The 23,384-nt window shown below is 49.1% G+C and carries 19 protein-coding genes; 17 read left to right on the top strand and 2 right to left on the bottom strand.

Annotation, left to right across the window (positions count from 1 at the left end):
- Positions 1–121 precede the first annotated feature (121 nt).
- The gene (locus EIH22_RS06615; RefSeq protein WP_124055011.1) at positions 122–2,401 is read right to left on the bottom strand and encodes a HelD family protein; all 2,280 of its coding nucleotides are present in this window, start codon (positions 2,399–2,401) and stop codon (positions 122–124) included.
- A gap of 202 nt (positions 2,402–2,603) precedes the next feature.
- Between EIH22_RS06615 and EIH22_RS06610 the strand changes: the two genes are divergently transcribed.
- A complete protein-coding gene (locus EIH22_RS06610) occupies positions 2,604–3,656 on the top strand; it encodes a PAC2 family protein (protein WP_124055010.1) in 1,053 nt (350 codons plus the stop codon).
- Between the two features lie 21 nt (positions 3,657–3,677).
- On the opposite strand, the gene EIH22_RS06605 is transcribed toward EIH22_RS06610, so the two are convergent.
- The gene (locus EIH22_RS06605; RefSeq protein ID WP_124055009.1) at positions 3,678–4,526 is read right to left on the bottom strand and encodes a spermidine synthase; all 849 of its coding nucleotides are present in this window, start codon (positions 4,524–4,526) and stop codon (positions 3,678–3,680) included.
- Positions 4,527–4,617: 91 nt separating this feature from the next.
- On the opposite strand from EIH22_RS06605, the gene dinB reads away from it, so the two are divergent.
- The 16 genes from dinB to EIH22_RS06525 all read left to right on the top strand — a co-directional run bounded on the left by dinB (position 4,618) and on the right by EIH22_RS06525 (position 23,350).
- Positions 4,618–5,847, top strand: a complete 1,230-nt coding sequence (dinB, locus tag EIH22_RS06600) for a DNA polymerase IV (protein ID WP_124055008.1) — start codon at positions 4,618–4,620, stop codon at positions 5,845–5,847.
- A 90-nt stretch (positions 5,848–5,937) separates the two neighbouring features.
- Positions 5,938–6,333, top strand: coding sequence for a DUF3040 domain-containing protein (locus EIH22_RS06595; protein ID WP_124055007.1), 396 nt, complete (start codon positions 5,938–5,940; stop codon positions 6,331–6,333).
- Between the two features lie 224 nt (positions 6,334–6,557).
- Positions 6,558–6,989: a division/cell wall cluster transcriptional repressor MraZ gene (gene mraZ, locus EIH22_RS06590; protein ID WP_124055006.1), complete on the top strand. Its 432-nt coding sequence runs from the start codon at positions 6,558–6,560 to the stop codon at positions 6,987–6,989.
- Positions 6,990–7,116: 127 nt separating this feature from the next.
- Complete coding sequence (gene rsmH, locus EIH22_RS06585; protein WP_124055005.1) at positions 7,117–8,154, top strand: 16S rRNA (cytosine(1402)-N(4))-methyltransferase RsmH; 1,038 nt, start codon at positions 7,117–7,119, stop codon at positions 8,152–8,154.
- Positions 8,151–8,546 carry a hypothetical protein gene (locus EIH22_RS06580; protein ID WP_124055004.1) on the top strand — a complete coding sequence of 132 codons (396 nt, stop codon included), beginning with the start codon at positions 8,151–8,153 and terminating at the stop codon, positions 8,544–8,546. Before rsmH ends, EIH22_RS06580 begins: the two co-directional genes overlap by 4 nt.
- An 8-nt stretch (positions 8,547–8,554) precedes the next feature.
- A complete protein-coding gene (locus EIH22_RS06575; protein WP_124055003.1) occupies positions 8,555–10,447 on the top strand; it encodes a peptidoglycan D,D-transpeptidase FtsI family protein in 1,893 nt (630 codons plus the stop codon).
- Positions 10,448–10,449: 2 nt separating this feature from the next.
- Positions 10,450–12,054, top strand: coding sequence for a UDP-N-acetylmuramoyl-L-alanyl-D-glutamate--2,6-diaminopimelate ligase (locus EIH22_RS06570; protein ID WP_124055002.1), 1,605 nt, complete (start codon positions 10,450–10,452; stop codon positions 12,052–12,054).
- A 3-nt stretch (positions 12,055–12,057) separates the two neighbouring features.
- Complete coding sequence (locus EIH22_RS06565; RefSeq protein WP_124055001.1) at positions 12,058–13,497, top strand: UDP-N-acetylmuramoyl-tripeptide--D-alanyl-D-alanine ligase; 1,440 nt, start codon at positions 12,058–12,060, stop codon at positions 13,495–13,497.
- Entirely contained in the window at positions 13,498–14,583 is a 1,086-nt protein-coding gene (mraY, locus tag EIH22_RS06560; RefSeq protein WP_124055000.1) for a phospho-N-acetylmuramoyl-pentapeptide-transferase, read from the top strand.
- Positions 14,580–16,073: a UDP-N-acetylmuramoyl-L-alanine--D-glutamate ligase gene (gene murD, locus EIH22_RS06555; protein WP_124055161.1), complete on the top strand. Its 1,494-nt coding sequence runs from the start codon at positions 14,580–14,582 to the stop codon at positions 16,071–16,073. Before mraY ends, murD begins: the two co-directional genes overlap by 4 nt.
- Positions 16,073–17,368, top strand: a complete 1,296-nt coding sequence (locus tag EIH22_RS06550) for an FtsW/RodA/SpoVE family cell cycle protein (protein WP_124054999.1) — start codon at positions 16,073–16,075, stop codon at positions 17,366–17,368. Before murD ends, EIH22_RS06550 begins: the two co-directional genes overlap by 1 nt.
- Positions 17,361–18,485, top strand: coding sequence for an undecaprenyldiphospho-muramoylpentapeptide beta-N-acetylglucosaminyltransferase (murG, locus tag EIH22_RS06545; protein WP_124054998.1), 1,125 nt, complete (start codon positions 17,361–17,363; stop codon positions 18,483–18,485). The genes EIH22_RS06550 and murG overlap by 8 nt, the downstream gene beginning before the upstream one ends.
- The gene (gene murC, locus EIH22_RS06540) at positions 18,482–19,858 is read left to right on the top strand and encodes a UDP-N-acetylmuramate--L-alanine ligase (RefSeq protein ID WP_124054997.1); all 1,377 of its coding nucleotides are present in this window, start codon (positions 18,482–18,484) and stop codon (positions 19,856–19,858) included. Before murG ends, murC begins: the two co-directional genes overlap by 4 nt.
- Positions 19,855–21,039, top strand: a complete 1,185-nt coding sequence (locus tag EIH22_RS06535; RefSeq protein ID WP_124054996.1) for a cell division protein FtsQ/DivIB — start codon at positions 19,855–19,857, stop codon at positions 21,037–21,039. The genes murC and EIH22_RS06535 overlap by 4 nt, the downstream gene beginning before the upstream one ends.
- A 159-nt stretch (positions 21,040–21,198) precedes the next feature.
- A complete protein-coding gene (ftsZ, locus tag EIH22_RS06530; RefSeq protein ID WP_124054995.1) occupies positions 21,199–22,428 on the top strand; it encodes a cell division protein FtsZ in 1,230 nt (409 codons plus the stop codon).
- Positions 22,429–22,519: 91 nt separating this feature from the next.
- Complete coding sequence (locus EIH22_RS06525) at positions 22,520–23,350, top strand: polyphenol oxidase family protein (protein ID WP_124054994.1); 831 nt, start codon at positions 22,520–22,522, stop codon at positions 23,348–23,350.
- The last annotated feature ends 34 nt before the right edge of the window (positions 23,351–23,384 follow it).

Genomic DNA, 23,384 nt, shown 5'->3' with positions numbered 1-23,384 from the left:
ACCATGATTCGGAATGCTCAAAGCATTTATTTGACCACGATCAGATCTGATCTAATCGTGGTTCGTGTCAAAATGGGTGATATTCGCTTGTGGTCGTGGTGTTGTCAGGGTAGTCGTTTCTTTAGGGTTTGGGAACAAATCCGGCCATTGGTACTTTCGTGGAAACTGCAATGAGTTTTGAGGTTGTTCGCGTCATCGCCACGTAAAGGTCACCCGGTCCGTCGTCGAGAATATCGTTTGGTTCAAGCAAAATGACGACGTCGTATTCCAAACCCTTTGCTATTCGTGCGTCTACTAGGTGGATACGTCCGGTGATATCGGTGCCTTTGACATCAATTGTGTCTGCTATGGAATGTGTAACGTTCTGAAATTGATTCGCTAAATCAGAGCGCTGTGACACCGATGAAATTACTGCGATAGTACCCAGACCTTCACCGTATTTCTCGTTGAGAGCAGCAACTTCGCGATTGATAATCTTTTCGAGGTCTGTGGCAATTGAGTCATGCGTAGATTCAACGAACTCAAAAGAATTAGGTAGATCACGTGCTGCGCGAATTGGACGTACCGGGAAGCCAGCTGATTTCATCGCGATAGATGCTCGGTTAAGAATTGATGCAGGGGTGCGGTAGCTTACAGTCAATCGCTCAACTCGATGGTTTTCTGCCAACTGGCCGAGAGCTTTTTCCCATCCACCAGCAGGGGCACCTTCAGGGCGCTGGTCGAGGTCTCCAACAATCGTCATAGAACGTGACGGATTACGTCGTCCGAGCATACGCCACTGCATCGGAGAAAGCTCTTGTGCCTCATCGACGACGACGTGACCATAGGTCCATGACCGGTCGCTTGCCGCTCGATCGGCAAGCGTATCGGAGCTTCCGGCGTCCGCCCAGCGTTGCGCTAAGTGACCTGAGTTTACAATGCCTCCTCCCAAGCCCATGGAAGACATCGTCTGTTCCATGTATTGAGAGAGGCGAGTGTTTTCGGCGTCCTGTTGAGCCAAGTGTTGCCTTTGATCATCGGTATAGAAATCGCCTACGAGTTCAGAAATCTCGTCTAATAATGGTATGTCCGCTTTGGTGAAACCGTCTCCTGGCTGGCGCTGTAGTACTTCACGTTCGTAATTATTGAGCTCAGGTGCCACCTGCTTGAGGAGCTGTGGCCACTTAAATATATGCTCGAGAAGCCACTGTGGTGAAGTAGGTAGCCAATGCAGGTTAATAAGTCGGCGCGCATCAGGATCACCAGCGACGTCTGCAATCAGCCAGTCACTTTCGGTCACCGTTGTGTGCTGTGCCTGAGCTAGTTGTTCCGCAAGTACATTGACCAAGTACCTTGCGTAGATATCGCGGGCTTGGTTATGAGGCTTCCCAGATCTATGCGCGCGTTGCTGAGCATGCTGGACGTCCCTCGGTGTGAGCTTAAGCTTCTTCCCAGAGATTACGATCGTCTGTTCTATAGAAAGTGGACGTTGCAAAATTGTGGTCACGGCGCGTTTAATTATTGTCGACCAAACAAGGCGTCCTTTAATTTCCTCGCATTCCTTCGATTCCTCGGCCGTTGCTGAAACAAAGGGGAGGAGGTCTTCTAGTGTTGTGGAAACGACGTCGGACTCGCCAAGAGAAGGAAGAACTTGGTCGATATAACGTAAGAAGGAATGTGACGGGCCCACAATTAAAACTCCCGAGCGGGCAAAGCGTTCGCGATGCGTGTAGAGCAGATAGGCGGCGCGGTGTAGCGCTACGGCTGTTTTACCTGTACCAGGGCCACCTTGAACAACCAAAATTCCTTTGTCAGAAGAGCGAATAATGCGGTCTTGCTCGGCCTGGATGGTTGCAACGATGTCTCCCATCTTGCCGTCGCGGGCTTTCCCCATCGCGGCAAAGAGCGCGCCTTCACCAGTAAGGTTTAAATCGGAGTCGTTTCCCGCTTCAGAAATAAGGAGTTCGTCTTCAATATTCGTAACTTTTCGGAAGCGAAGCTGGATATGCCGGCGTCTTACCACCTTTCCCGGTTCAGCTGCAGTGGCTTGATAAAAAGGTTCGGATTGAGGAGCTCGCCAGTCAGTCAAAAGAATCTGCTGGTTCTCGTCACGAAGGGTGAGTCGGCCAATATGTGTAACTTTTTGTGAAAGCGAATCCAAACGACCCAGAACAAGCCGATTTTCTACATTGCGTAACCGAAGTAGATTCTCTTCATAATGAGCTGCAAAAGAGTCGCGCTCAGATCGGGCACCTGGTGTTCCAGATCCGCCTTGCTCACGGACTCGATCAAGTTTCTCCTGGTAATAGCGTTGTTGCTGGTCGAGCGCTGCATAGGCGATGTCTACAAATCGTTGTTCTTCTGAAACCGCGCGTGATAGAGCAGTATTGTCCGATTTCTCAGAATTAGATTCGTAATCCATGAAAACTCCTTGAAAGGAAAATGTAGCCAAATAATTATCCACTATTTAGAAACCGGATGCCATTCCTATTGATCAAAGTGCCGTAAATATCGAGATGGTGTGATGGGGTGATAAATGCTACGAAGGTCAGCGATGATACTGGACGAAGAAATATGGCAGAGTTGAATCATTAGGTATCGATTCTAGAAAAGCAAGGAAGACGATGGCGGAGCTCATAGAGTACAAACAGACGCGACCAGATCTTTGCGTTCCTTACCTCGTGATGAATCTGATTGATCCGCTTGTTGATGCGGGTGATATTTCGCAGGCAATTGATGCAACGATTGCCGATCTCGATGCGGTAAAGATTGCAACTTTTGATTCCGATTTGATTTACGATTACCGAGCTCAGCGTCCAATTGTTAGCTATCTCGATGGTCAGCTCAATGATCTCGCCTATCCGGAAATGAAACTTAACCTTGTGACGGATATTGCGGGAAATAACTTCCTCTATCTTTGTGGGCAAGAACCAGACTTCCGGTGGCGAACACTGACAAATGACATTATCGGTATTGTTGAGAAATTCGGAGTGGAACAAGTTATCACCTATGCAGCGATGCCTGCGACTGTTCCTCATACTCGACCTGCAGATATGTTGATTCGAACCACGAAACCACGTGAAGAGAGTGCCTATGTTCAAGGTCATGCGGAGCATTTCAGTGCGCTTGCTGATTTCTTCGAATATTTTGCAGGCAAAAAGGGAATTTCGGTGACGAACGTCCGAGTTCGAGTGCCGTTCTATATGGCACGTGGAATGCATCCTTTTGTTTCAGGTGCACTAGCAGCGGTTAAGATGACGGCCTCGTTAGGGGGTCCCAAACTTCCGCTCGGTGATCTTGAGCAGCTAGAGGATCGTCAAGCTGAAGAGATTGCGAGTATCCAGATCGAGGGTGCAGAGTTCGAAGAGCTTCTTGAAAAGCTCGAAATGGAATATGATGCCACTTCACTCGAGGCAGGATTCGCGAAAACCGAAGATGTTATCCTCGAAATTCCTAGCTCAGAAGAAATCGGTAAGGCGGCAGAACAATTTTTGGCGATGCAAGGCGAGGATCTACACGGAATGGTTCGGCCAAATCACGACGCCGCTCCCACGAAGTCGAAGTCAGGTTTGGCTTCAGGTGTTTCTGACGATGAAGAAAAGCCTCGATGGTCGCGCCGCCTACGTGGACGCCACCATTTCCGTCACGATGAAGATGAAACCGGAACCGCACATTAATTGCTAGGTTCGGGCTGATGATCACTTAGTTGGAGATGGTTGTGCGACGCTCCACCCTACATCGGCATCGGTCAAAGCACGAATGCTCTGAGCTCCCGATAACAGCCGCTGTGAACCAATAATCGAGGTGGGAAGGGGAAGCTTACGAAGCTCTCGACCAATTGAGTCAACTGGTATTGGATTGTTGCTTGCCAACAGAATGATATTTCCAAAGCGCCTGCTTTTGAATATGGCGGGATCGGAAATTGCTGCTAGATGGCAGAAAGATGGCTCAAGCGCACGGATTTCTTCGTAGAGATGCGAAAGTCCCGAATGCCCCGCAACATTGAGGCAGTAAATTCCGCCGTCTGCCAAGAGCTTGGCTGCCTGCTGATGAGCTTCAACGGTGCGTAGGGGATCTGGAATGATCCCGTGCCTAAAGGTATCTCTCACAATCACGTCCCAGGTACCTTTATTGGTGTCTAGAGTGAGACGTGCATCCTCTGCTCTGATTCGCAAGAAAGGCGAGCGGGGAAGATCGAACCACTGGCGCGCAAACTGAGCTAACTCGGAATCTATTTCTATAGCTAATTGGCGCGAACCTGGTCGGTCTGCATTCAAAGCACGTGCCAATGTGCAACCGCCTCCGCCAAGGTGAAGAACTTTGAGCGGGGTGGGTGGCTCAAAAATTGAATTGAGGGAAATTCGGATATGCTCCATATATTCAAACTCTAGGAAATGCGGGTCCGAAAAACGGATCGCCGATGATTCAGTTCCATCTACCCAAAGCGTTAGTAAATCAGGGTCGCCGGGGGTAGCGCGAACCTCAAGCAAAGACATCATCGTTTTGAACGTTTGGGGTAGAGGGGATACTTCGCGCTGAGTTTTCATAGTGGCATACTATCTAAGAATCAGCATGGAGCAGAATCACTCTCCAGTAGACTGGAACCACTAAGAAGTAGGGAAGGAGGAGTAGGGAGTAATGTCACGTGCACCAAGAAACGAATCACTTCGGCGGAACTGGGGAAGTGATGATTCAAGTACTCCTATCCTTCACGTCGATATGGACGCATTCTTTGTTTCCGTTGAGCTGCTAGACAAACCTCACCTCCGTGGAATTCCCTTGGCGGTCGGCGGTCAAGAACGAGGGGTAATTTCCGCAGCCTCGTATGAAGCGCGTAAATTCGGCGTCAATTCCGCGATGCCGGTTGCGATCGCTAAAAGACGCTGCCCTCATTTGCTTATTCTGCCTGTAAATATGGAGCGCTATAAAGATGTTTCGCGCCAGATCATGGGAATTTTGCACGATGTTACCCCGCTAGTTGAACAAGTATCGGTTGACGAAGCTTTTTTAGATGTCAGTGGGTCGAGACGTCTATTCGGAGGACCGGTCCAGATTGCACAGATGATTAGATCTCGAGTCCATGAAGAGGTTGGTGTAGGGGCCTCCATCGGTATTGCTTCCACGAAGCACCTTGCGAAAATAGCTTCTGCGCATGCCAAGCCTGACGGTATGCTTCTGATCCCCAATGAGCGATCTTTAGAGTTTCTCCATTCCTTGCCAGTTGGTGCTTTGTGGGGTGTTGGGGACAAGACTCGTAAAAAACTTTCAGATCGTGGCGTGGAGACGGTTGCCGATATCGTTCAGTTGGGTGAAAACCGCATGGTAAAAATGCTCGGGGAAGCGGCAGGGAAAAAGCTTTATGCGCTCGCGATGAATCAGGATTCCCGATCGGTCCATGCTGATTCGAGTGATAAGTCCATTAGTAAGGAACGGACTTTCTTTGATTTTCTCCACGACCGCGATGAGGTGCTCAACGTAATTTTGGATGAGTCGCTTGAAGTGGCACGTCGCATGCGTAGTCGCCACTATATGGCACGTACTGTTTCGATCAAGATTCGCTCTGGAGAATTCTTTACCATCAATCGTTCCACGACACTCGGTGCACCAACAGATGTAGGGAGCGTCATTTTTGAGGCGGCAAAGCGCCTGTTCAGAGGTGTGGAAATGCCGGCTTCGGGAATTAGATTGATTGGGGTCCGTGCGGAACACTTTGTTGAAGATGGTGAAGGTATCCAAATTGCCCTGGATGACGACGGGCGGCGCGGTCAAGCTGAAAACGCAATTGACGCTGTGCAACAGAAGTTTGGTAGCTCGGTGGTGTTGCCGGCGTCGTTGATGGGCTTTCAACCTCGGGATAGACACGAATAATTCCTCGTTACAACCTTTTGATCTGACTACCTTTCGGTGCAGCATTCAGCTAGGCTGGTGATGATATAACGAAGATCTTGGGGAGTTTCAATGGCGCTTTCAGATTACGAACGACGAATGCTTGAGGAATTGGAGAGTCAGCTTAGTGGTGATGATCCAAAATTCGCACAGACTTTAGCGTCTGATGAGGGGACGGTGAAGCGGCTTTCGATTTCGCCGAAGAACTTGGTAGGTGGCTTAATCATCGCTGTACTTGGTCTCGGTGTAGTATTGCTCGGAGTTTCCCTTGAGATCGTTGCTTTGGGAGTGCTTGGGGTAGTGGTGGTATTTGCTGGATTCTGGTATCTCAGCAATGGTGCCACACAAAAGTCCATCCGGCTTTCCTCCACTTCTCACACGGGAAAGTCTCCGTTTGGTGGATCGGGGAATTTTATGGAGAAGCAGGCTCAAGAGTGGTTGCGCCGTAGGGATCAAGGCCAACAATAATTCGAAAATAACTTAATTTAGTTTTAGCAAACTCTATTTTAGGGGCGACGCATTGCGTCGCCCCTAAAATTTTACCTTCAAGCCGCGTAAATGTGTGAAAAACCCTCCACCAGATTTTTCCTTGCTATACCAAGAAAATTGTGGCGCAAAATGCTGAAATAGACTTGCTTGTGGTTGAAAATGGAGTAAAGTGGAGCTATAAACCTTGAGAGGGGAGGTGCAAGGTGTTTCTCGGAACGTACGAACCGCGTTTGGACGATAAGGGACGCCTGATCCTTCCTGCCAAGTTTCGAGAGCAACTTGCTGGTGGATTGGTAATTACGCGTGGGCAGGAACACTGTTTGTACGTATTCCCGATGGCAAATTTTGAAGAACATTTAGAAAAGCTCCAGCAGGCACCGATGACTTCTAAAGAAGCACGTACGTATACCCGCGTGTTCCTTTCGGGAGCCAACGATCAGATTCCAGATAAACAGGGACGAATCACGATTCCAGCCAATCTTCGCGATTATGCGAGCCTTAACCGCGAACTTGCTGTTATTGGTTCGGGTAATCACGTCGAAGTTTGGGATCTCGATTCGTGGAATTCCTACCTTGAAGGAAACGAATCTGAATTTGCAGATCGAGAAGAAGAACTAATTCCCGGAGTGTTCTGAGTCTGTTTGGTTTCTTACCGCCGTCTTGAGGTAATTCCCCAACTTCAAGCCTGCGGTAAGGAATCAAATTGCCTTAGCCCACGACGGGGAAATACATAGGGATGCCGAAATCAAGAAAGGAGTCGGTGTGGAGTCAACGTCACTCAGCGCAGAAAACAATGCGCTCCACCAGCCGGTCCTTTTGCGTACCTGCATTGACCTCATGGCCCCTGCTATCTCCCGCCCTATTGATTCGCGCGCAACGGGCATCGTAATTGACTGTACCCTCGGCATGGGTGGTCACTCCGAAGGTATTTTGACCGAATTCCCAGACGTGACCGTCGTTGGAATTGATCGAGATCCGCAGGCAATCGAGTTGGCATCTAAACGCCTTGAACGTTTCGGTGAACGTTTCCATGCCGTGCTTACCACGTACGACGACGTTGACCGAGTTGCAGCCAAGTACGGTGATCACGGAAAAGTAGATGCGATCTTAATGGACCTAGGGGTTTCTTCTCTCCAGCTAGATAATGCAGAACGAGGTTTTTCATACTCGCATGAAGCACCTCTTGATATGCGTATGAATCCCACCCAGGGAATTTCTGCTCAAGAACTTCTTAATTCGGTTGAAGTTGGAGAACTTGCACGAATTTTACGAGTCTACGGAGAAGAAAAATTTGCGATGAAAATTGCTCAGGCGATTGTTCGTCGTCGTGAAACCAAACCTCTGGCAACTACCACGGAACTGGTGGAATTGGTTCGTGATGCGCTTCCGGCAGCAGCTAAACGAACTGGTGGAAATCCTGCGAAGCGCACTTTCCAAGCGATTCGAATCGCTGTTAATACCGAACTATCTGTGCTTGAAAAAGCGGTACCACGAGCACTTGAATCTTTGCGGGTCGGCGGACGTTTGGTTATTGAATCCTACCAGTCGCTTGAAGATCGCATTGTTAAAGATGCTTTCCAGCGGGGGTTGAAGTCAACAACACCAGCGGGATTACCGATGGAACTCGATGACCACAAGCCGTTCTTGAAGGCATTAGTACGCGGAGCGGTGAAGGCAGACGATGAAGAGCTCGCGCTCAATTCACGATCTGCATCGGTTCGACTTCGCGCAGTGGAACGAGTACGTACCACTCCAACTCACTTATTTAATCCAGATTACTATCGAGGGGACACTTTATGAGTGCTGCAAACTACGCGGTCTCGCGTCGCGCTGTTTCGCCTAAGTCACGTCCAGTACTTGCTGCGCCAGGACTTAAAGTCGTACCAAGTCCGGCTCCCGCACGAGGGTTGTTTGGAACGGTGACGGCGTGTCTCCTTATCTTTGTAGTTTCAATCACGCTTGCCTTTTATCTCAACACACGCATGGTCCAAGGTGCATATGAACTAAAGACCATTAAAGTGGAATTAAGTAAAGTAGAGGCGCGCATGGATACGCTTCAAGGAGATGTTGTCGGTCTGTCTACTCCCGATCGTCTACGCGAAAACGCGGCGAAGCTGGGGATGGTCACGGCAAAGGATCTGCGCCATATTGACGTTGCTTCGGGAGCGATCACGGGCAACAACAAGAAGTAAGGATTGGTATGACGGAACGTGAGAATCATCGTTCACACCTCTCACACTCCGGCCCTAATGCTAGGCAAGGACAAAATGCCAGCGCACAAGAGGTGAACTCGGTCCGATACGCTCGCGCTACCACCAACAGGCGTTTACGCGCAATCATCGCAATTATCTTGGTGATGGCTGTGCTGTTAGCAGGGCGTTTGGTGTTCCTTCAGGTACTTCAGGCCGATAAATTATCGTCCTTGGCCCGCGAATTCCGTACCCGTTCATATACTCAAGAAGCTCTGCGTGGCGATATCCTTGACTCTAACGGGGATGTACTCGCAACCTCTGTTCCTCGATACAATGTTCGAGTTGACCAAGTCGCAATTAAAGATTTCAAGCAATATAACGACGACGGTGAAGTCATCGGAACAGGTGCAGCTGCTGCGGCGGCGTTGCTCGCACCGATCCTTAAAGAAGATCAAGCCACTTTGGGTGGACGCTTACTTGGAGGTGAAAAGAAGTCTCACTGGGGATTAATTAAATCTGGTCTTACCCCTGATGAATGGCGAAAAATCAATGATCTGAACATTCACGGTATTTTCCCGGAGCGCTATATGCAACGCGAATACCCAAACGGTACGGTTGCGGGAACTATCTTGGGATATGTGGGTCAAACTGAAGACGATCCGCATCCGCAGGGACGTGCGGGAATCGAACAGTCCCTGAATGATGTTCTTAAAGGCGTGGACGGTAAACTTACCGTTGAGGTTGGACCGGATGGGACAATCTTTCCGCAAGGCGAGATCAGTGATACTCCCGCTGTTGATGGTAGAAAAATTAAGCTAACCATTAACCGAGATATGCAAAAAGTCGCTCAGGATGCCGTTGATAAATCGGTGGGCCGATTTGGAGCTAAATGGGGTAGCGCCGTCGTTATTGAAATCGGAACTGGACGTGTACTTGCTTTAGCTGATAGCGCCAGCCCAAACCCTGGAAAACTCAATGAAGCCGATCCAAAGAACTGGGGCTCGAGGTCGGTATCGAGCGTGGTCGAACCAGGTTCCACGGGAAAGATCGTTACCTATTCGGCGGCTATTAACGAAGGTAAAATCAATCCACTCAGTGTTTTCACCGTTCCTTCGCAATACAAAACCTCCACAGGTGAAGTAATTAACGACGTTGAGCAGCATGCAACGGTACGCATGACTGCTGCTGGAATTATCGCGCTTTCCTACAACACTGGTTTGGTTCAAATTGGTCAGTTGATTGAGGACAAAAAGCGATTCGAATACATGAAGGCATTCGGCTTGGGTAGTAAAACTGGTATTGAACTACCTGCTGAAGAGCCAGGATTACTTAATGATTACACGAAGTGGGATCGTCGATCGAAGTTCACTACAATGTTCGGTCAGGCTTACGCTGTTACCCCGATTCAACTCGCACAAGTGGGTTCGATTGTGGGTAGCAAGGGAGTGAAGAACCCGATCCATATCGTTGATGGTACCTACGACGAAAAAGGGAATTACAAACCCACCGTCGTTGATAAAGCACAGCAAGTTATTTCTCCGGAAACTTCAGACACTATCTTGAAGATGATGCAAGGTGTTACTCAAAAGGGGTCGACTGGCCAGTTAGCTGCCGTGCCAGGATATAACGTGGCGGGTAAAACAGGAACCGCTCAGGTGATTAACTCAGCTGGTAAAACAACAGCGTTGGTTGGAACCTTTACCGGTTTAATCCCGGCCGAGAACCCAAAAATTGCCGTTGCTGTTGTAGTATATACCGGTCACGAGCCTGGCTTTGGTGGCGTGATTGCTGCTCCCGTATTTGCAGATATTGGAGAGTTTGCGATGCGTCAGATGAAGGTTCCACCGTCCTCTGTGCCATTGTATAAGTATCCGTGGTATGAAAATGAGTTAGGGAAGTAATAATGATTAGGCCTGAGCTAAGTCCACGAATTGCTTTGGACGCCGTCGTTGACTTCCTTGATGCGACCTTTCACAATTCCTCTCAAAACGGAGCACAATCCAGTGCAGATATTGTAGTAACTGGCGTCGCACTGGGTAGCAAAGAAGTTCAACCGGGGGACTTGTTCGTTGCTGTTCCGGGTGAACGAGTCCATGGCGCGAAGTTCGCTGGTAACGCTCAAGAAAATGGTGCTTGCGCCGTCATCACAGATAGCGCTGGTAGGGAGCTAATCAAAGCAAGCGAAGGACTCGCTATCCCTATAGTTGTGTGTGAAGATATTTTACAGCGTCAAGGTGATCTAGCTGCGTTAATTTATGGATACCCGAGCCAAGGTATCGCATCCTTTGGAATCACTGGCACAAATGGTAAAACAACCACCAGCTACATGATCGATTCGATTTTGGGCGCGCTAGGTAAGCGAATGGGACTAGTAGGCACTGTTATGGTTCGTGCCGGCTCGGAAGAAATCCCAGCGCTCATGACTACTCCTCAGGCTGTTGAGCTCCAAGCGATGCTCGCGAAGATGCGTGAATATTCGATTGACGCGCTGGTGATGGAGGTTTCCTCGCACGCTTTAGCTCAGAATCGAACTCGGCCAATTCATTTTAACGTCGCGGGATTTACGAATCTAACCCAAGATCATTTAGATTTCCATAAGACTTTTGATGAATACTTTGCGGCCAAGAAGCTTTTGTTTAGCACAGAAAACTCAGGATCGTGTGTAATCACGGTAGATGATGAGTATGGAAGGCAGCTCTACAGCCAAACTAAAGCTGAACGTGGTCAGGACTGCGTTGCTCTAGCAATCCATTCGGAGCTCCCTTCCGATGGTGGCTGGAAAGTTCAAGACTTCCACGTAGAAGCAACTGGCTCTTCCTTTACTTTGGTTTCTCCACGCGGTGAGTCGATATCAGTTCAGCTTGATATTCCAGGTGAATTTAACGTTCAGAACGCGGCACTTGCAATTGCGATGGTGGCACAATCCGGTGTGGAGCTCGATGAAATTTCCCAAGCGCTTCTCAGTATTGGTGGTTTGAAACCGAAGGTTCCGGGACGCATGGAAATTGTTGCGACTATGCCGCGAGTGATAGTTGATTTTGCGCATAATCCTGACGCTCTCAAACAAGCTATTAAAACGTTAAGACTGACGACGAAGGGTCGTTTAGTTACATTGACCGGTTCCGCAGGTGATCGCGACCGTACAAAGCGACCAATTATGGGCAATATTGTTGCATCTCTAGCCGATTTGACGATTATTACCGACGATGATCCTCACTCGGAGGACCCAGCGAGAATCCGTGCGGAAATTATTGAGGGAATTGCAACGGATGCTGAATTTATTGAAATTGGTGATCGCACCGAGGCAATTCATTATGCAATTGCCAATGCCGAACCTCAAGACACTATCTTAATAGCGGGTCGTGGGCACGAAATCTGGCAGGATTGCAATGGAACAATGGTTGAGTTAGATGATCGAGTTGTAGCTCGCGATGCTCTTGGTCAGCGCAATATGCACGCTCAAAATGCTTTGTTGGCTAAGAACGATTTGCTAGGTAAGGAAGATTAATAGATGTTTGATGCTTCATTCCAAGACGTTCTTAAAGCCACCGGAGGAAAACTACTAGAAGGCTCTGCCGGTGAAGCCTTGTCTGAACAGATTACCTCGGTAGCTACTGATAATCGCGCAGTGAGTGGGGGAGAGCTGTTCGTTGCCATTCAAGGTGAGCGATCCAATGGAAATTTCTATGCGTCTGATGCCCTTAGCCGTGGAGCTGTTGCAGTTTTATCTGACGATCCACAAACCGCCCTTTCGGCAGGTGCCCCAGCTTCGCGAATTATTGCTGTGGAAGACGTTGTTAAGGCGGTCGGCAGGCTGGCACGCGAATCTTTAAAGGCACTTCGAGTATATGGAAACTCAAACCTCAAAGTGGTTGGTATCACTGGCTCAGTTGGAAAGACGACGACGAAAGATCTGTTGGCTGATCTTCTTGCGTTCCGTGGACCAATTGTTGCACCTCCCAACTCTTTCAACAACGAGTTGGGTTTACCACTAACGGTTTTGCGTGCCGATTTAGAGACTGCGACCCTCGTGCTGGAAATGGGTGCAGATCATATCGGAAATATAGAATACTTAACTTCTATTGCGCCTCCCGATATTTCGGCAGTTTTGGCGGTTGCTCGCGCCCACCTCGGTGAGTTTGGCGGAATTGAAAATGTTGCTCAAGCCAAGTCCGAAATCGTTACGGGTACGCGAGATGGAGGACACGTCGTCTTAAATGCCGACGACGTCCGCGTACGAGCCATGGCAGCTAAAAGTAGCGTTCCAGTAACATTCTTCTCAAATAATTGTGTGGGGGACCTCTGCGAACTAGGTTCTCACTGCGTATATGCCTCTGAGGTAGCTAACGTTGATGGTCACGCTCAGTTTATTTTCCATCTTGGCGATAAAACTCAGCAGATTCAGCTGGGACTTACCGGTATACATCACGTTCACAACGCACTGGCGGCGGGTACTATTGCTTCTTTGCTTGGGGCATCGATCGAGCAAATTTCAAATGTTTTACAAAGGGCAAAAGCGCTTAGCCCGCACCGAATGGATGTACGCCATGTTCGCGAAATGACGATAATTGATGATTCATACAATGCAAACCCTGATTCGATGCGTGCCGGGCTGCGTGCGCTAGTTGATTTTGGCAAAGAGAACCGAAAGATCGCGGTGCTTGGCGCTATGTTAGAGCTCGGGGAGGAATCTGCCCAGGAGCATGCCGACGTTGGCGAATTCATCGTGGGTGCTGGAATCGACGTTGTAATTGGAGTAGGAGAGGGGATCGAACCTCTCATCGAAACTGCGCAACTCGGTGGGGTTGAAGTCTATGAATTTAGTGCGCTGAATCAAACACAAGAGTTTCTTCATTCGTATCTCGACGCCGGTGACGTAGTCTTATTAAAGGGCTCGAATGGTTCCGGGATTTGGCATATCGCGGATGAACTCTTTACAGAAGGGGCATAAATGCTTTCAATTTTGGTTGCGGGTGCAGTAGCTCTCGGTATTTCCTTATTTTGCACGCCCCTCTTTATTAAGTTGCTTCAGCGGCGTTCTTATGGGCAGTTTATCCGAGAAGACGGACCGACCTCCCACTTGACTAAACGTGGCACTCCAACAATGGGTGGCGTGATTATTATTCTTGCCACAGTGGTTGGGTATACCATCAGTAATTTAGTTACCGAACGTGCTCCGAATGCGTCTGGAGTGTTGCTACTTTTCCTCATGGTCGGCCTTGGGTTCATTGGATTTCTTGATGATTTTATCAAGGTCCGCAAAGAGCGCTCTTTGGGTCTGACCCCTATTACAAAGATGATTGGACAAGGAAGCGTGGGAATCATCTTCGCTGTTCTCGCGCTTCAGTTCAAAAATGAATTGAACCGTACCCCTGCCTCAACCCAAGTTTCCATAGTCCGCGACACCAAGTTTGATCTAGCTTTTGGCGGAATCATCATTGGAATGATCCTCTTTATTCTTTGGGCAAACTTCCTGATTACCGCTTGGTCGAATGCAGTCAATCTCACTGATGGTCTTGACGGTCTTGCTGCTGGCGCCTCGGCAGTGGCTTTCGGTGCCTATGTAGTCGTTACTCTGTGGCAGTCCTACCAACCGTGCCTTTCCGTCGTTAATCCGGAAAACGGATGTTACGACGTTCGTGATCCTCGTGACCTCGCTATGATTGCGGCGGCAATTGTGGGAGCGTGCCTCGGATTTCTCTGGCATAATACCTCGCCTGCTCGTATCTTTATGGGTGATACCGGATCGTTGGCCCTTGGCGGAGCATTTGCGGGGATGTCGATTCTTACCCAGACTGAGATCCTCGCTGTTTTCATCGGCGGACTCTTCGTCATTATCGTAATCTCAGACGTAATCCAGATCGGATTCTTTAAAACCACTGGAAAACGCGTGTTCCGTATGGCGCCTTTGCATCATCACTTCGAGCTAAAAGGCTGGAAAGAAGTGACAATCGTGGTGCGTTTCTGGTTGATTCAATTCTTGCTCGCCGCCACAGGTATTGGGTTGTTCTACGCTGAATGGCTGGCCCAGCAATGAGTTATTCCATTCCAACGCTTGATTATTTCGTTGATCGGCGGATTGCGGTACTTGGGCTGGGTATCTCTGGGCTTGCAAGCATCGATGTTCTTACTTCCAAGACTGAGGCAATCGTTAGCGCTTGGGATGCTAGCGAAGACGCGGTCCAGAAATTTCACGATAACGTGGCAACAGATTACACCTTTGCACACCCTGATCCTGAAACATTAATTGCAAAGCTAATCGACTGGAAACCTGAAATTGTGGTTATTGCGCCAGGTTTTCGTCAAACCGGGTATGAATGGAAAACGCTACGTGAAGCGAATATCGAAGTTTGGTCAGAGATCGAGCTGGCCTGGAATCTTCGTGCACGTAATACTGATGGAGAATTTGCACCGTGGCTTTGTATCACGGGAACGAACGGCAAAACGACCACTGTCACGATGCTTGAATCGATCTTGGTGGAAGCAGGCCTTAGAGGTAAGGCAATCGGAAATGTTGGAACACCTGCAGTAACGGAAGTTTCAAGAACGGACGATGAAGCGCCACGTGCTTTTGCACTCGAGTTATCGTCGTTCCAATTAGCTACCACGATGTCGATGGCACCGACGTCGTCAGTGTGCCTAAATATCGATGATGACCACTTAGAGTGGCACGGAAGCCGCAATGCATATCACGACGCTAAAGCACGCATTTACGAAAATACCCAGATCGCTTGTGTCTACCCAGTGGGGGATACTGCCGTACAATCCATGGTCGATAATGCGGATGTACAAGAAGGCGCTCGCGCTATCGGTCTCACCCTAGGGATCCCTTCCTTGGGCCAGATTGGCTTAGTTGAGGATATTGCTATCGATCGTGCATTCGGTCAGCGTTATTCCAAAGAAGCTTGTGTATTATTTGAACTTTCAGACTTAAGTCATCTCATGAGCGCCGATCATATTGCGCCGCATCTTGTGAAAGACGCTTTAGCAGCCACTGCTTTAGCACGTTCGATTGGTATTGCACCAGATGTAATTGCCCAAGGTCTACGTTCGTATCGTATCGGAGCTCATCGAATTGAAACAGTAGCGGTTATTGACGGCGTTTCATGGATTGACGATTCGAAGGCGACTAACGCGCATGCTGCTCGCGCATCGCTACTTGGGAGGTCTCAGCAATCGGTTATCTGGATTGTAGGTGGACTCGCTAAGGGTGCTCGATTCGATGAGCTCATATCGGATGTTGAAGAGGTTTTGGCAGGAGTCGTGGTAATCGGCCAAGACCAGGAACCTTGGAAATCGGCACTAAGGGAGGTCTCAGTTCCGGTTCGATACATCGATGTAGACGATCAAAATCCAATGACTTCCGCGGTTCAACAGGCTACCGAACTCCTCACAGCCACTACTGATACTGTGTTGTTGGCTCCGGCCAGCGCATCAATGGATCAATTTGATTCCTATGCACATCGGGGGCGAATGTTTTCTCAAGCGGTCGAAGGTATGAATCTCCATGCGAGCGAGGAAATCTGATGACTACGTCTGATTACAGTGCGCATCAATCTGGAACACTCTTCGTTGAACCGATTGACCCAATCTCATCTAATTCACCAGAGCTAAATGAGATCCAAAAGAAGCGGCGCGATGCGATCCAGCAGTCGCTTATCACGATGATTGTGGTAACAACGGTGCTGTTGGTGATGGGAATCCTCATGGTTTTCTCGGCCACCTCTGCATCTTCAATTCGTGCGGTTGATCGATACGGTTCGGAAGTGGGTCTTTTTTCTGTTGCAATCAGGCAGGTGGCGTGGGCTTTTCTCGGACTACTGGGAGCTGTTTTTCTAGCATACGTTCCTTATCGTTGGATTGAACGCAGTAGCTACATAATCTTTGCTGGTGCCTGTATGTTGCAGCTCTCGGTCATCTTCTTTGGAAAAGAAGTTGCGGGAAACACTAACTGGCTAAAGCTCGGACCGATTCAGATCCAGCCCTCAGAATTCCTTAAACTCGCGGTCATCGTTTGGCTCGCGCACTTCATCGGACGTCTGCGAGTCTCCCAAATGAGTGATTGGCATGCACTTCTATATCCAGCTTCGGGCTTAGGAATTGCTACTGGGTTGGTGCTTTTTCCAGGAGACATGGGAACATCAATCATCTACATTATGATTGGCCTCGGTTTGTTCTGGCTAGCCGGACTACCCGGTAAATACATCTTGTGGTTAGGCGCCGCAGGTGTGCTCGGTGCGGCCGTCTTAATCGCAATCCAACCTTCACGTCTGAGCCGTGTTTCGGACTATTTTTCGAATCTCTTCGCGACTCCAAGCATCGTTGAACCGACTCAAGCAGAATTCGCACAGTTCGCATTTGGTACCGGTGGTTGGTCAGGCTTAGGAATCGGTGCAGGCAAAGAAAAATGGCGAGATCTCAAAGAAGCCCACACCGACTTTATTTTCGCAGTTATTGGTGAAGAACTTGGACTTTTTGGGTCAATCATCATCGTGATTTTATTCTTGGTGCTGGCGTGGTCATTTGTGCGGCTTATCGTGAATCATCCGTTCCGCTATGGTCAACTTCTTACCGCGGGAGCTGGGCTATGGATCTGTGGTCAGGCGTTCCTCAATATGTGCGTGGTTACGGGTCTGCTCCCCGTCTTTGGAGTACCACTACCATTCCTCTCTCAGGGAGGTTCGGCACTAATGGCAACTCTCTTCATGATGGGTATTGTGGTTTCATGTGCTATGGGAATTCCAGGAGTGCGGGAGAGCTTGCGAATTCGGTCTAATTTGGTTCATCGTGCCCGTGCAGTTACATGGAGGAAAAATGCTTAATAACAATCCATCGGTCGTCTTAGCCGGTGGCGGAACCGCTGGGCACGTCAATCCACTTTTGGCTACCGCTGATGCCTTGCGAGAATTGAATCCCAAGGTTCACATCACTGCAGTCGGCACTTCCGGTGGACTCGAGACCCAGCTTGTTCCCGCAGCGGGTTACCCATTAAAGACCATCGAGAAGGTTCCATTCCCACGCAAACCAAATTTTGATGCTTTTACTTTCCTACCTCGTTTTGGACACTCAATCCGAGCAGCCAAGGAAATCCTACGCGATGCGGAAGCTGACGTCGTCGTCGGTTTTGGCGGATACGTTTCCACTCCGATCTATCTCGCGGCGAAATCGATGGATATTCCCGTCGTCGTACACGAAGGTAATGCTCGCCCAGGGATGGCGAACAAACTAGGTGCACGTTTTGCGCGGCTGGTGGCTTTGACTTTCCGTTCTACAAACCTTAAGGCACGCAATGGAGAAACACAGGTGCTGGGTCTTCCACTCGCCAAAAATATTTCAGAATTAGCAAACGACTCCGAACAGCGCGAGCAACTCAAACAAGAAGTGCTCGATCAGTTTGGCTTCGATTCAACGCGTCCTATTATGGTTGTCACGGGTGGCTCGCTAGGAGCTCAACGCCTCAACGATGTTGTTTCTGATTGCGGTCACGATATTATCGACGCTGGTATCCAAGTTCTTCACATCACCGGAAAAGGAAAGCTGGAGGGCGTCAGGGTCAAAACCGAGGAACTGGACGAACGCGGATATCGAGTTATCGATTATCTGTTAGGGATGGAAAAAGCCTACTCGATCGCTGATCTAGTGCTCACTCGTTCGGGTGCAGGAATGGTTGCAGAAGTTACTGGTCTTGGAATCCCTGCGGTATTTGTTCCGCTTCCGATTGGAAACGGTGAACAAGCACTGAACGCCCAAGACGTCGTAGAAGCCGGAGGAGCACTTTTGGTTTCTGACCGTAATTTCACTACTACTTGGTTTAAAAGCAAGGTCCTTTCCTTATTTGGCGGAGAGAAACTGAAAGAAATGTCGCTGAAAGCGCGAGCCGTTTCGCCACTTGATGGCGCACATACACTAGCAACAAAAATATTGGAGATAGCTTCGTGAAGTTTTACCTGATTGGAATCGGTGGCGCGGGAATGTCGGTCGTTGCTGAGCTCCTGATGGCGCAAGGACATCAAGTGAGCGGATCGGATCGAAGCAGTTCGGACAATATCGAGCGTTTACGATCACTAGGCGCCCGGGTTTTTATTGGACATAACGGCGCGAACGTTAACCCTGAGGCAACAATAGTTGTTTCATCTGCTATCAAAGCGGATAATCCCGAACTAATGATTGCTCGTAAGCGCGAGCAAAGTGTCATTCACCGCTCGGAGGCACTAGCGTTTGCCTCTCACGATAAAGACTTCATTGCGGTTGCAGGTGCACATGGGAAAACCTCCACCACAGGTATGCTTGCGGTTGCGTTTTCAGAACTTGGCCTCGATCCTTCACGAGCTATCGGAGGTTCGTTAGCAGGCGGATTGAGCGGAGCTTATTACGGTTCTGGCTCAATTTTGGTGGCTGAAGCCGATGAATCAGATCAGTCTTTCCTTAATTACGCACCAAGGATCGCGCTGGTTGTTAACGTGGAAGCTGATCACCTAGATCATTACGGATCTTTTGAGAACTTTGAACGAGCATTTGTTGACTTCTCTCACCGGATTGTTCCTGGTGGTTTGCTGATCTGCTGTTCCGATAATGAGGGCTCAGTGAAACTTGCCAAACAAGCAAGTAGTGAAGGAATCCGTGTGTGGACCTATGGACGCACTGCTTGTGACGTAGGTGAAAAGCACGCGTTGCTAGTTGATAAAGACGAACATATAGATGCCGCACCAAACGAAAACTGTGGTCACATTATTTTTGAGGAAGTTGAGCACAAAATCTGTATGTCCGTGCCGGGTCAGCATATGCTCACTAATGCAACTGGAGCGTGGCTAGTGGGAGTTGAGCTTGGAGTTAGCGGCGAAGACATGGCACGCGCATTACATTCATTCCGTGGCACGGGACGCCGATTTGAGCTTCGTGGCGAAGCCAATGACATTCGCGTTATCGACGATTATGCTCATCACCCCACTGAAGTTGAAGCTACGCTAAGCACCGCGAAGTCACTTTTTGAAGGAAACGTTCGGGTGCTATTCCAACCCCATCTTTATTCGCGGACTAAGAATTTTGCGCAACGGTTTGCTAAAGCATTGTCAATTGCCGACGACGTTATCGTAACTAGTGTTTACGCAGCCCGAGAAGTTCCGTCCGATGGTTGCGAAGGTGACTCAATTACAGCATTTTTACCTGGTGCTACGTATATTGCCAACAAAGAAGAAGCTGCTCGTGAGATCGCGCATCGTGCTCAGAGCGGGGATGTTGTTCTGACTGTGGGCGCGGGAGACGTCACGGAACTTGGTACCGTGATCTTACAGGAACTGGAGACTAGACGATGAGAGCCCCCCGTCAGCCTCGAAAGCCACGAAAGATCACACCTTCGAACTTGAATCAATCTTACGGGGGAGAGCTATCGCAGGGTGAGAGTTTTCCCAGTGCCGACAGTGTAGAAACGGCTGCTTTTGCGCAAACGGCACCTATTGCTGAAACTGCTGCGTCATCGTCGGACGACTGGTCTGAGGAGGTTTCGTCCACTTACGTCGATAAAGACAATCGCAAAGACGTGGGTGCTAAATTCAGGAACGAAAGTGATGTCACTGAGTCGAAGGTACGCTTTGCTAAGCTCAAGAAGCTCACGGGTCGAGTGAAAGCGCAGCCGTATTTCGAAGATGAAGCGGAGTATTCGGAATACCGTGAGTGGAGAAAGAAGATTTCGGCAGCTGCTGCCCCTCTGAAGCTAGATCCACGCAAAGAAAAGGTGAGCACCCAGATAAGACGAGACTCCGCCGTCGTTTCGTTGGGCGATCGACGTGCCGAACAGAAGAGTGAGATCCGCAGAGGAAGAATCAAGAAAGCAATTATCTTGCTTGGAGTAGTGGCAATCTTGGTTTTTGTTGGGTGGTTGTTATTTTTTTCGCCGATGATGAAGATTGGTGTCTCAAATACAACTGTGAATTTTAGCGGTTCAACTAACCCGACGAGTCAGGAAAGAGTTGCCGGAGTGCTGAAAAACTATGAAGGCAAACAGCTTCTGCGCATCAACCGGGGGGAGCTTGAGGACACCTTAGAAGAAATTCCAGAAGTTGCTCATGCAAATGTGAGCGTTTCTCCATTTTCTGGCTTAGTCATCGACATTGACCCGCAGATTCCGCTGGTTTGTGTGATGAAGAATGGTGCATGTGTACCTCTGTCTGTAAAAGGTGAAGAACTTCAGATTCCACCAGAAGTGGCACAGAATTTGCCAATTCTTGATGAGGTTCCGCAAGCGCTCGATAAAGCGCGGGTGCTTCGAGACATCGATCAAGTTTTCGGTGATTTACAAGCAGATTTATCTAGCAATATTACCAAGATACGGGTATCTTCCGGATACCAGTTCGCTTTTACATTTAAAGATGGACGTGAAGTTTTCTGGGGAATTACAAAGGACGGTGCTGCAAAGGCAAAGGTGCTGCGAGCCGTCTTAGGAGAACAAAAGTCTAAGTTCGACGTTTCGATTCCTACCGCTCCAGTTGCTCAGTAGATTGGCCTGCGTGCAGCAAAGAAACAGGCGCGAATCCACTTCTCGTTCGCAACACACCTAGCTATATTGTTGCTTAATAGTTCCAATCACATTACTTTTTCCGCGAGGTTGAAGTTGGAAAACTTCAAGTACAACTTGAAGTTTCGGAAGGAATAGGCAATGTTTTCAATGAACAATGCAGCTGACATCAAAGTTGTTGGCGTTGGCGGAGGTGGCGTTAACGCCATTGACCGAATGATTCAAGATGGACTTGCAGGTGTCGATTTTATTGCAGTCAACACTGACGCACAGTCACTTGCGAAGTCTGAAGCAGAAACGAAGCTTGATATTGGAATGAATGTCTCGCAAGGACTCGGCGCAGGTGCAGATCCTACTGTTGGAAAGCGTGCGGCGGAAGAAAATATCGAGACGGTTCGCAATGCTCTTGATGGTGCCGACATGGTTTTCGTTACTGCTGGAGAAGGCGGTGGAACGGGAACTGGTGCAGCTCCAATTGTTGCATCAGTAGCTCGTGAGCTCGGTGCACTTACCGTGGGCGTCGTTACTCGTCCTTTCGGTTTTGAAGGACAACAGCGTACTCGCAATGCAAATCAAGGTATTGCCGCCCTGCGTGAAGCGGTAGATACTCTCATCGTTATTCCGAATGATCGACTTTTGGAGATCTCCGAACAAAACGTTGGAATTATCGAAGCTTTCCGTATGGCTGACGAAGTTTTGAACTCCGGCGTTAAGGGAATTTCAGATCTTATTACCAAGCCTGGACAGATCAACCTTGACTTTGCAGACGTTAAGGCGATTATGAAAGATGCCGGTACTGCGCTTATGGGTATCGGAAGTGCATCGGGTGCAGATCGTGCTCTTCGTGCTACTGAAAATGCAATATCTTCGCCACTACTCGAAGCCCGTATCGATGGTGCTCACGGCGTATTGCTTGCATTCACAGCATCAACAGATTTGAGCCTTGCCGAATACTCTGAGGCATCGAACCTGGTAAAGGAAGCCGTCGATCCAAACGCAAATATCATTATTGGTCTTATGATCGACGAATCTTTTGGTGATGAATTGCGCGTTACCGTTATTGCTGCTGGATTTGATGAAAATGAAAATTGCCTTGCTTCATCCGAGACTAAGGCTCCTCAGGCTGCTGCAATTCCGCTGGCTCCTGAGCAGGGAGCAAAGCATCGCGAAGTTCCTACTAATGATGACCGCGTTGCGCAGCGCCCAGCGGTAAGTGGAAACGTTGCTTCGCCGGCAGCTCCGCATGCTAATGCGGAAGAAGCGCTGTCTGCAGCGCCAACTTCGTTGGATGTTCCACCGATTTTGGAAGACGAATCAAGCCGTCGCCGTCCAGACCTTGATATCCCACCTTTTCTTTTCGGTGAGGAATAAGAAATAGGCCTGGTATATTGCTGAACTTCAACCGTGTGGCCTTTGATAGTACCTATCAAAGGCCACACTTTTCTTAGGTGCTGATTCACTTATGAATTCATACAAAAAGTATGGTGAAGACGAATCCTGTAACCAAAGCCAAATCTATTCGCCTCACGGTCAAATTATTCGATTTGGATTCACCACACGGTCAGGCGGTGTTTCACAGGGGCCCTATGCCTCTTTCAACCTCGGTCTCCATGTGGGAGATGATCTTCACGCGGTTCAGCAGAACAGACGAACCCTTGAACGAATGTTCCATTCATCTCTGGTTTGGATGAACCAGGTACATGGCGACCAAATTGCTGATGCATCTTCTGCCCGCGATGATAATGGATCGCTAAATGTAGGAGAGGTAGATGCCATTATCGTTGAAGGCTCTGGCATTCCCGAGGGGAAGTCACTCGGTGCAGTGGTCATGGTTGCGGACTGTACTCCGCTAATTTTAATTGACTCAACTGGCAATCGAGCTGCCGCGGTCCATGTCGGACGAGCTGGCCTTGAACTCAACATAGCCGGCAAGGCTGTATCGGAATTACTGGACCGTGGAAGCATAGCTAACAATATCATGGCGGTCATCGGTCCGGGGATTTGTGGACGGTGCTACGAATTGCCTAACGAGGTGGTTCAAAGGATCGAGAACAACTTCCCGGGGGCACAATCAATAACCTCGTGGGGGACATCTGCGGTCGATATCCCGAGAGCTCTGAAAACTCAGCTCCGTAACGCAGGGGTTAACGATGTTCGCGTAACTGATATCTGCACACTTGAATCAGATGACTATTTTTCTCACCGCGCTGCAACAAAACTGGGGGAAACAACAGGACGCTTTGGCGGCGTTGTTGTCCTTGACAATGATTCAGCTACAGATGGGTCTCATTGAGCAAATTAGTAGCCGACACGCCACTCTAGATCCG

Origin of the sequence: Arcanobacterium ihumii, from assembly GCF_900604515.1 — a bacterium.
Classification (GTDB): Bacteria; Actinomycetota; Actinomycetes; order Actinomycetales; family Actinomycetaceae; genus Arcanobacterium_A; species Arcanobacterium_A ihumii.
The sequence above is the reverse complement of the archived record's forward strand: the minus strand, read 5'-3'. Positions and strand labels throughout refer to the sequence as shown.